Below are 10,349 nucleotides of genomic sequence, written 5' to 3' on the forward strand. Positions count from 1 at the left end.
ATTTCGGAATCTTCCTTTGCAAGCTCCCATCCAGAGACGGATGGGAGCTTTTTCATACCAACACCTGCCTTGCCCCACCATGAACCCCAGTTTCCCCAGCTGCAAAACTTTCATCCCTGCGACCCGGATCCGGTGGTGGAGCACATTGCTCGTCTCCGCTTCCTTTGCCGCCACCTTGCACGGTGACGTGCTCGATCAAGTCGATCCTTTCATTGGCACCGGCTTCCACGGCCATACCTTTCCCGGCCCCACCACTCCCTTCGGCATGGTGCAGCTCAGCCCTGACACGCGCACCTCCGGTTGGGATGCCTGCGGCGGCTACTATGATGACGATACCGAGATCTGGGGTTTCAGTCACACCCATCTCAGCGGCACCGGGATCGGTGACTATGGTGATGTGCTGATGATGCCTTTCACCGGTGAAGTCGGCATCAGCTCCGGCACCCCTAACAAGCCGGACTATCAATATCGATCTCCTTTCAGGAAGGAGCACCAGGCCGCCAGCCCCGGCTACTACAGCGTGTTGCTCGATCGCTACCAGATCAGTGTCGAGCTCTCAGCCACGCCGCGTGCAGGCATCCATCGCTACACTTTCCCGAAAGCGGACAAAGCCGGGGTGGTCATCGATCTGAAACACAGTATCCAGAACCGTCAGACGCTCGAAGCGGAGATTGAGGTCGTCAACGAGCGTGAAATTCGCGGCTGGAGACACGTCAAAGGCTGGGCACCGAATCGCCGCATCCATTTCCACGCGGTGTTCTCCAAGCCCTTTGTCGCCGAACTGTATTCGAACGATGCCTTGAACACTGGTGTCAAACTCAAGGGCAAGCAGCTCAAGGCAAAACTCAAGTTTGCCACCACGGATGGCGAGCAAGTCCATATCAAGGTCGGCATCAGCCCGGTCGACATGGACGGGGCGAGGAAGAACCTGATGGCAGAGATCCCCGAGTGGGACTTCGACGGCGTGGTGGTCAAGGCGGAGGAGCAGTGGGAAAAGCAGCTCAACCACCTCCAGATCACCGGCGGGACCGAGGACCAGCGCAAGATCTTCTACACTGCGCTCTACCACACCGCCATTTCCCCGAATCTGGCCAGCGATGTCGACGGGCGCTACCGCGGCATGGATCAGAAGATTTACGAGGATCCGGCCTACACGAATTACACCGTTTTTTCGCTGTGGGACACCTTCCGCGCCCAGCACCCGCTCTACACCATCATCGATCCGAAGCAGGATCAGAAATGGATCCGCTCACTGCTGCGCAAGTACGACGAAGGTGGTATTTTGCCAATGTGGGACCTCGCCTCCAACTACACCGGCTGCATGATCGGCTACCACGCCGTGTCCGTGATCGTCGATGCCTACACCAAGGGCCTGCGCGACTTCGACCTCGACAAAGCCATGGAGGCGATCGTGTTTTCCTCCGTCTATGACGACAAGAAGCCGATTCCCTATCACACCGAGGACGTCAAAAATGACCTGATGCCCAAGGCCAAGCTCTACAACGCCAGCATGGGCTTCATCCCCGCCGATCTCGAAAACGAGTCCGTCTCCAAAGCTCTGGAGTTCGCCTACAACGACTGGGTCATCGCGAAGATGGCGGAAGACATGGGGCGTGAGGAGATCGCCCGGGAGTATTTTGAACGCGGACAGCGTTACCGCACTTACTTCGACCCGAAGACCGAGTTCATGCGCGGGCGGACCAAAGATCGCTCATGGGTCGAACCATTCGATCCCAACAACGCCAACCATCGCAAGGGCCAGTATGTCGAGGGCAACGCCTGGCAGTGGACGTGGTTCGTGCCGCACGATGTGCCCGGGCTGATCCAGTTGTTTGGCGGGCGTGATGCGTTCGCGAAGAAGCTCGACCTGTTGTTCACCACCGACTCAACCCTGACCGGGGAAAAAGTCTCCGGCGACATCACCGGGATGATTGGCCAATACGCCCACGGCAACGAGCCAAGCCACCACATCGCCTACTTGTTCAACTGGGTCGAGCAACCCTGGCGCACTCAGGAAATCCTTCACCAGATCATGACCGAGTTCTACCTGGCCACACCCGGCGGCATCATCGGCAACGAAGACTGCGGCCAGATGTCCGCTTGGTATATTCTGAGTTCGATGGGCATCTACCAGGTCGCACCCGGCGACACCCGTTTCTCGATCGGCATCCCGCTGTTCCCCGAGGCACGCGTTCCGTTGCAGGACGGCAAGGCATTTGTCGTGAAAATGAAGAACGGCGGCGAGGCGAATCCCTACGTCCAGCGCGTCACCCTCAACGGCAAGCCCTTGACCGAACCCTTCATCGACTACACCGACATCATGTCCGGTGCCGAGCTGGTCTTCGAAATGGGCGACCAGAAAACGGTGTTCTGGAAGAATCCGTAGTCGGGAGAGGGGAGCGCGGCAGGGGAGCAAGGGCATTCGCCTGGCACGCTGTAGCTTGCCGAAGGCGGCTGCCCTGTCGCCTCACCCCAGACTCGCCTTGTGGATGCGTCGCAACCATTTGGGCGTGGGTTTTCCTTCAAAGACCCAGTGGCCCTGTTCGTAAACTGCCACCTTACGAAAGGGTTCACGCAGATCGTCGTTGTCGAAGATCCAGACATGCGGCAATTCGCGGATGGCGCTTTGCAGGTTGGCAAGGGTGCGTGGAAAACGGGTGATGAGTTTGTCCGACGGCACGTCATGACCTCCCTGGGAGACCCGCATTGCCACGCGCTGCTCCGAAACCTCCGGTCCGGAAATGCCGATGAAGCAGAGGATCACCGTGTAGCCCCGGGAAGCCGCATCTTTCAGGAACGCCAGCTTGTCGCCAACCGGATCGGAAAAGACCGTCTCGAACACAAAACTCTCTCCTTGTTCGACCAAGGCGCTGCGCAGGGATCCGGCCACCCGCGCGGCGACGTAGGACTCCATTTCCAGCTCCAGCGCCAGCACATCGGCATTGATGAACCTGAGGCCGGCCGGTTTGAGATGGGAGTGATAGAACGTGGTCTTACCGGCACCGTTAGGGCCGGTCACGGCCACGATCAACGGCCGCTTGTCGATGGCGGAGCTCATCGCCTGGTACGTTTGACGACTTCAAACCGGCGATTGACGAAGCGGCCGGTGCTGCGTTTTCCATCCGCGGTGGTGCGGATGAGCAAGCCGGGCGTATCGGCCGCTTCGTAGTGAGGATAGGGCAGAGCCTTGAGGTGCTCGGCGACGCGTTTGTGACCCTCCGGCGAGTTCGTGGATTCCAAGCATTCGGAGATTGGCTTGACGCCCCCGGCACGGGACAAGGCCATCGCCTGGACGCCCTGCAGGAGAGGTTCCATCGCACGTCCCAGCTTCGCCCAGAATTCAATCTGCCCGGCAATGGAACGTTCCGCCGTCTCAGCAGTGAGGCGGGCGTCAAGGACCAGCTTGTCGGAAAGTTTCACGGGTTGGCTCATGAACCAAAGGTAGCAAAAAGCTACCCAAGGTCAAGAGCTGGGGGGCAGGTTCTGGTTCCCCAACTCAAACTCTTCCTCCTCCGCTGTGCGGTCGATCAACGCGGTGTTCACCTGACGGTGCCCTCGCTTTTCCAACCGCCGGGCCGTCGGCCACTCCGCTTTCCGTGGATTCGGAGAACGCTCGGACTTTTCCCTTCAAATCCCATGAATGTCATCACTTTGGAGACTATGGGCTTCTGAGAATTCAGTGATGATCAGGATGTTATGGGAGGAAAAGATCCAAGGTCCGCTCCCGTGAAAAACCCAGTCCTATAGACCGTCCCCGTTCAAGTCGATGAAACCCAAGCATCAAAAACTCCTCCTCGCCGCCATTTCGCTCACGATATCCGTGCCGGTTGTGCATGCCGGACAAATCTGGGACGGCGGCGGCGTGAATGATAACTGGACCTCGCCCGCCAATTGGGATGGGAACACCTCTCCCAACTTCAACAACGAGATTAATTTCAAAGGCGATACCCGCACTTCCCCTATCAACAATCTTGCTGCCGACACCCTCATCGGTGGTATCAGATTTGAAAATAACGGAGATGCAGGCTTTGATGCCGCCTTCAACCTCCTTGCCACAGGGAATGGCATCACCCTTGGCGGCGGCATCGTCACCGAGACTGCATCGACGTTGATCACGGACACCATCGGTTTCGACATAATTCTCAATGCCAACCGGACGATCACCACCAAAACGAATCACAATCTCACGATCACCGGCATCATCAGTCAGGATGCATCTAACCGCAACCTCAGCAAGGCAGGCGCGGGCACCCTGACGCTCAGCAATACCGCCAACACCTTCGCCGGCCAAGTCCTCTCGGATTCAGGGACGATCCAGGTCACCAAGTTGCAGAATAACGGAACCGCCAGCAGCATCGGAGCGGGCAATGGCTCGATCCGTCTGGGCAACAATGCCACCGCCACCCTCGAATACATCGGCACAAGCGACAGCAGCACCAACAAGATCATCCAAATCGGTACCAACACCGCCACCAACACGGGCAACGCGACGATTCTTAACAACAGTGCTTCTGGCAAACTCACGTTCACCGGCAACAACTTCAACGCAACTGCCGGCGGCGGTATCACGGTAGCCCGTGCGCTGACGCTTGGCGGCAGCTACACCGGGGCAGCCAACGAAATCACAGGCGTCATCCAAGACCACAACACAGCCGGCGGGGGTATCGTCTCGCTCACCAAGGAGGGAGCAAGCAGCTGGGCTCTCTCCGGCAACAACACCTATACCGGCACCACCACCATCAGTGGCGGCGTGCTCAATATCCAGCACGCCAACGCGCTGGGCGGCACCGCTGCCGGCACCGAGGTTGCGGCTGGTGCCACGCTGCAGTTGCAGGGAGGAATCAGTTATGCTGCGGAAGCCTTGACCTTGAACAACAACACCATCAACAGCCCAATGCTGCAAAATGTCAGCGGGGATAACACTTGGAACGGCAATATTACGACCACTGGCAATGTGGCGAGTAGCTATGCCCGCTTTCAGTCGGATGCAGGCACCCTTACCGTGGCCGGGACGATTGATACCGCTGCCAATGACGACAGCTCCGCAGTGCTACAGGGGAACAGCGCGATTACGGTCACCGGCAAGATTACCGGCGATGGAGGCCTGTTCTCCAGCAACAACGGGTCGGGCATCCGCACCATCAGCAACATCGGCAATGACTATACCGGAGCTACCACCCTCAGCGGCGGCACATTGAGCGTTGGTTCGACGGGCAACCTCGGCGCTGCCGCCTCCAATCTGGTGTTCAACGGCGGCACCCTGCAAATCACCGGGACAACCTTGAGTGATTTCTCCACTATCGGTCACACGGTCTCGTTCAACGCAGCCAAGACCGTAGGCTTGGACATCGACAATGCTGCCCACACCTTTACGGTTGATCAAGTATTGGATCAAACCACCGGCGGCTTCACCAAATCCGGTTTGGGCACGGTGGTCCTCAATCAAGCCAACACCTACGCCGGCGGCACCACCATCAGCGAAGGCACGCTGCAACTCAGCGGCAGCGGCAGTTTGGGCTCAGGCAGCTATGCCGGTGGCATCAGCATCGCAAGTGGCGCGCTCTTGGGATTATCGGGTTCAGGGAACCAGATCCTGAGCGGTGTCATCACCGGAGCCGGCACCCTGCGACTCGAGACCGGGGGCGTGACTCTTTCCAACGGCGCCAACGATTTTGGGGCGCTGACCATTGCCGGCGGTTCCAGCCGGGCCTTCATCAACAACCCGGGGGCTGCGACTACCGTCAACGTCGACGCCGGCATCCTGGTGCTCAATGCCACCGGTGCCTATGACAGCGCGGTCAATGTCGAGAACAGCGGCGGGATCGCCGTGCGTGCTTCGGGGGGGGCAACCCTGGCGAACGTCACGCTGCCCGGTTCCGGCACCGTCAGTTTCAACAACGATGACGCGACCACTCGCTCCCTTACCATCAGTAGCGGCCAAGCCCTCACTGGCAACCTGAACGTCAACCTCGGCGGGGGCCGAACCAACGTCAACGCGGTCGGAGATGTGGAATTGTCCGGAATCCTGTCCGGAGCTAGCGGCGCGCTGACCGTGGATAGCCCTGGCACTCTGGCTGGTCGCTTGATTCTCTCCGGTGATAACACCTACGACGGTTCCTCGACTGTCAATGGCGCTACGCTCATGATCGCTGGAAACCAGACCGGTGCCGGGCAATTTGTGGTCAATAATGACGCGGTTCTCCAGTTCGGTGATGGCACCTCGACGGACGGTTCGGCGGTGAATGCCGGGACGGTATTCGTGAACAACACGGGCACGGTGAACCTCTTCAAGACGGATGGCGGCACCTTCGGCAATTCGGTTGCCAGCAATCCAAGCGCGACGATCACCCTGAGCGGAACCAACCTCTCTGGCACGACCAACGAATTCACCGGCACGTCTTATTCGAACGGAGGCTCGATCTCCACGCTGTCGACCAATGCCGGTGCGATCCTGGAGTTCTCCAACGCCTCGGCTCTCGACATCAAGGGCACGACTTTGACCGTCGGCGGAGCTGGCGACACCTTGTTCTCAGGAGCGATTTACAACAGCACCGGCAGCGGTCTTGTGACCAAGACCGGCTCGGGAACCGCGATTTACCAAGCGGTTAATACTTACGGCGGTGTGACCGCCATTGATGAGGGAGCGATTCGAGTTGATACCGCGCCGACTTCCGGAGGCACGTATTTCGTTGGCAACGGCGGCACGACTGGAACGGCCGCATCCTTGCTGCTTGGTGGAGGCACCACGGGACTGACCGGCGGAGTTACTTTCGATCGCGCAGTGACCAGCAATCCTGGCGATGGAACGAATCGCACGCTTGGAGGAACAAACACCAGTGGCACGAACACCTACAGCAGCACGATTGTATTGGACGGTCTATTTGGTGAGAACCGATCGGTGAACCTTACGGCGGCGTCGGGCGGCACGGTGGCATTTACCAATGTGATTTCCGGCCCGGGTCAGAACCTCACCAAAACGGGTAACGGCACCATCGTCCTCTCCGGCAACAACACCTATGGCGGTGCGACGAATGTCGATGAGGGCACGCTGGTCATCGACGGCGACCAAAGCGGTGCCACTGGCGATCTCACGGTCGCCAATGGAGCGACGCTTGGTGGCAGTGGGACGATTGGTGGAGACGTGGAGATCAGCGGCACCCACATGGTCGGCAACAGCCCGGGGATCCAGACGGTCAAAGGCAACCTGAGATACAACGCCGGATCCATTTTCGAGTGGGAGCTGATCGGCAATACCGTTGCCGGGCGGGGAACCGACTACGATGGAGTGAATGGCAGCGCGACCAAGGATCTGACGATCGTGAGCGGGGCGATTTTTGACATCATTCTGGATGGGAGCAGCAATGGAGGGAGTTCCTCGGTGAGCTTCGCGAATGCCTTTTGGCAATCCGACCAGCAGTGGGATGTCTTCACGGGTTTTAATAGCGTGACTGGAAACTTCGGTCTTGGAAGCGTGACGGTTGACTCGCTGGGCGCGGACTTCACCAGCTTTGGTAGCTTCTCGTTGGCTGGGACAGGGGGGACCTATTCGCTGAACTGGACGGCGGTTCCCGAGCCGACCAGCGCGCTCGCCGGACTGCTGCTGGCTGCCGGCCTGCTGCGCCGCCAGCGTCGGGATTGATTCGACGGAGATGCCAGGCGGGACGTCTTGTCGTCACTTTGAGGACTGTCCAATCAGCAATGGTGCGCTGTATGTTCATGGTATGGGCAATCGAATCGCTTCGGCTTGCTCTCAAAACCATTTAGCGATGGAAGCCGGACCCGCTTCTGCGGCGAACACCGTCCTTTTTTGCCGATGGTCCTTTTAGGAGGAAAATCATCATTTTCATGAACCCAAAAAACTCCCGCTGTATTCCATCTGAGCTTGTTTCCAGGGCGGACGACCGTGGATTTGCGCTCGTCGTCACGCTTTCCACAATGGTTCTGCTGACGCTCCTTGCGGTTGGACTATTATCACTCTCGATGGTCAGCCTGCGCTCGGCGTCGAGCAGCGAAGCGCAGCAAGAGGCGCAGAACAACGCACGTCTTGCCGTGATGCTGGCGCTTGGTGAACTGCAGAGCGAGCTCGGCCCGGACCAGCGGATCTCGGCCTCCGGTGGCCAGCAGCTCGATGGCGAGAGCAAGTCCGGTGGCCAGCATTGGACGGGCGTCTATGATGCGTGGCTGGAAGGCAGCGAGCTGCGGCCGGAGCCGAGCTTCCGCCGTTGGTTGATTTCCGGCGATGAGAACGTGGTCACCGATGAAGGGGCTCCGGCCAATGCCGCACCGGCGTCGAAGCGGGTGCCGGTGGTGGCGGCGGACGATGACAATGAGGCGGTGGAAGCCGGCATCATCGATCTTCCCTCCGGTGGTTATGCCTGGTGGGTGGGCGATCAGAACATGAAAGCCAAGATCGGTGGAACGGTCGAGCCGGCTGCCAATGAGGAAATCGCCGCAGCGCGTCTTCAGTCCGCGCCGCGTGCTGCGCATGAAGTGTTTCTTGGCAACGAAGTGGCGGCCGACGATCCGCTGTTGGACCGCCTGGTTTCTTTGGAATCCGTGGATTTGATCAGCAAGCCCGAGGACGGACTTTTCCACGCGGCCACCACGGATTCCCTCGGCGTGCTGACCAACGTGCGCAGCGGAGGTTTTCGCAAGGACCTGAGTTTTCTGCTGGAAACCCCACAGCCCAAGCCCAATTCCCGTGAAGTCGCTCCGCTTTACGTGGCGGGGTCCACGCCGGGCATCAACTTCGGCGAGTTATGGGTGGATCACAACGTCTGGAGCGAACTCGAGTACCTTTCCAGTCCTCCCAAGCATGCCGATGGCGGCTCGATTCCTTCCGGGATGCCTTTTCTGGTGAGCACCTCGGCCAAGAATGATCCCTTCCTGCTGTACAAGCATTTGCCGCGGCTTCAGCTGACGCTGCTCTACTCGCTGATCAGTCGCAGCAAGACGGTCGACGGCGAGAAACAGTATGACCTGTTCCTGGTCGCCGACCCGGTATTCACGATTTGGAATCCATTCGATGTCTGCCTTCACGTCCCCGAAGATGCCTTCGCTACCTTCAAAAGTTGGGCGATCCCTTATGATTTGAACTTGAAGCTGGAGAACGGGCCGACGGGCAGCAGGACCTCATACCGCAATTCGATCAAGCGACTCTCGAACAACCGGCTGTTCTTTTTCTATGGCCAGCTGGGCCGCAATCAAAGTCTGGTGCTGCGGCCGGGGGAGGTGCAGGTCATCGCCCAGGGCTTTGGTGAGTCGATCAAGGACGTGCCCGGCGGCTCGTGGCAATTTGATGGGAAACTCGGCTGGGAATTTGCCTCGGGCTACGCCTATCCGATCCCTTACGAAACCAATCCCAAGTTCAAGACCGGGGCCCAGAAAATAACCTATTCGATGACTCCCAATGTGGAGAAGAGTGATGCCGGCATGTTCCTGTGGAGTTATAATATCGGCGAGTTGGTCGATGGCTCCGGCACCACCAAGTATGTCGGTAGCTTCAACATCGACCTGGTCTACTCGCGCCTGAGCAGTGAGAAACCGATCGCCGCCTCGTCTTTCCCGAACATTTTTCCTGAGATTCCACTCGATGTTTCGGCGTCGAAGACGATTGCCCAGCTGGACGGCAACAAGTGGCCGATCTGTGTCTTTACGTATGGCTTGAGGACCGAGACCGACCCCTACTTCTCCGGCGGCCAGACGCCGGGGACGCGCTTCACCGGACGGGCCTTGCTGCGCGCGAACGAAACATCGGTGGCGCAGGATTTGTATCAAATGACGCCGGACATCGTCCGCGCCTCACCGCTGCAGGTCGGCATGCGGCGGGTCAACAGCCTCAACAGCCCGATCATCGACTGCGACAGCCGTGGGCTCGGTTTCTTCGGCGCGGAATACGGGGCGGCCGGTGGGGTGTCCCATCTGGTGACCCGTTCGATTCCCCGGGCGCCGATTCATTCGCTGGGAGCCCTCCAACACGGGGCGGCCGAGGGCACCAAATTCGGTCAGGCCCGCGGCGAGAGATCGTGGTTCGCACAGCCATCGATCAGTCATGCGATTTCCAATTCGTTTGCCCCCTCCATTTTCGAGCCCGGCGAGATCCGTGGCACGCTGGCCGGGCGGGATGCGGCGGATCATTCGTATCTGGCGAACCTGGCGCTCTGGGATGACTACTTTTATTCGTCAATTTCGCCACGCAGCGCTTCCGTGCACAAGCGTGCCGGCCCGGCCTACCGGGAACAGAAGGAACGCTTCGAGTCCTTCCTTGCCACCGACAGTGCCGATTATCAAGCGCTGCCCAACGAACGGATGAGACCGTGGACGTCCGACCCTGAAGCGACGCTGAAAGA

Annotated in this window: 5 protein-coding genes; 3 read left to right on the forward strand and 2 right to left on the reverse strand. The window is 59.2% G+C overall.

Annotated features, from left to right (window positions below):
• Window positions 1–79: 79 nt before the first annotated feature.
• Window positions 80–2,386: a GH92 family glycosyl hydrolase gene (locus WBG04_RS22015; RefSeq protein WP_424317055.1), complete on the forward strand. Its 2,307-nt coding sequence runs from the start codon at window positions 80–82 to the stop codon at window positions 2,384–2,386.
• Between the two features lie 81 nt (window positions 2,387–2,467).
• On the opposite strand, the gene WBG04_RS22020 is transcribed toward WBG04_RS22015, so the two are convergent.
• Both WBG04_RS22020 and WBG04_RS22025 read right to left on the reverse strand, forming a co-directional pair.
• On the reverse strand, window positions 2,468–3,058 hold the full coding sequence (locus WBG04_RS22020; RefSeq protein WP_424317057.1) for a zeta toxin family protein: 591 nt from the start codon (window positions 3,056–3,058) through the stop codon (window positions 2,468–2,470).
• The gene (locus tag WBG04_RS22025; RefSeq protein WP_424317059.1) at window positions 3,055–3,432 is read right to left on the reverse strand and encodes a TA system antitoxin ParD family protein; all 378 of its coding nucleotides are present in this window, start codon (window positions 3,430–3,432) and stop codon (window positions 3,055–3,057) included. Before WBG04_RS22025 ends, WBG04_RS22020 begins: the two co-directional genes overlap by 4 nt.
• A gap of 334 nt (window positions 3,433–3,766) precedes the next feature.
• Here WBG04_RS22025 and WBG04_RS22030 point away from each other — a divergent pair, with 334 nt between their 5' ends.
• Together WBG04_RS22030 and WBG04_RS22035 are read left to right on the forward strand one after the other, a co-directional pair.
• Window positions 3,767–7,639 (forward strand): beta strand repeat-containing protein, encoded by a 3,873-nt coding sequence (locus WBG04_RS22030; protein ID WP_424317061.1) that lies wholly within the window; start codon window positions 3,767–3,769, stop codon window positions 7,637–7,639.
• Between the two features lie 206 nt (window positions 7,640–7,845).
• Window positions 7,846–10,349 (forward strand): hypothetical protein (locus tag WBG04_RS22035; protein WP_424317063.1); only part of this gene is annotated, 2,504 nt, incomplete at its 3' end.

This window comes from Haloferula sp. (assembly GCF_049672945.1).
Classification (GTDB): Bacteria; Verrucomicrobiota; Verrucomicrobiia; order Verrucomicrobiales; family Akkermansiaceae; genus Haloferula.

Coding starts and splice junctions, on each gene's coding strand:
- WBG04_RS22015 (WP_424317055.1), top strand. CDS start 80: ATGAACCCCAGTTTCCCCAGCTGCAAAACTTTCATCCCTGCGACCCGG.
- WBG04_RS22020 (WP_424317057.1), bottom strand. CDS start 3,058: ATGAGCTCCGCCATCGACAAGCGGCCGTTGATCGTGGCCGTGACCGGC.
- WBG04_RS22025 (WP_424317059.1), bottom strand. CDS start 3,432: ATGAGCCAACCCGTGAAACTTTCCGACAAGCTGGTCCTTGACGCCCGC.
- WBG04_RS22030 (WP_424317061.1), top strand. CDS start 3,767: ATGAAACCCAAGCATCAAAAACTCCTCCTCGCCGCCATTTCGCTCACG.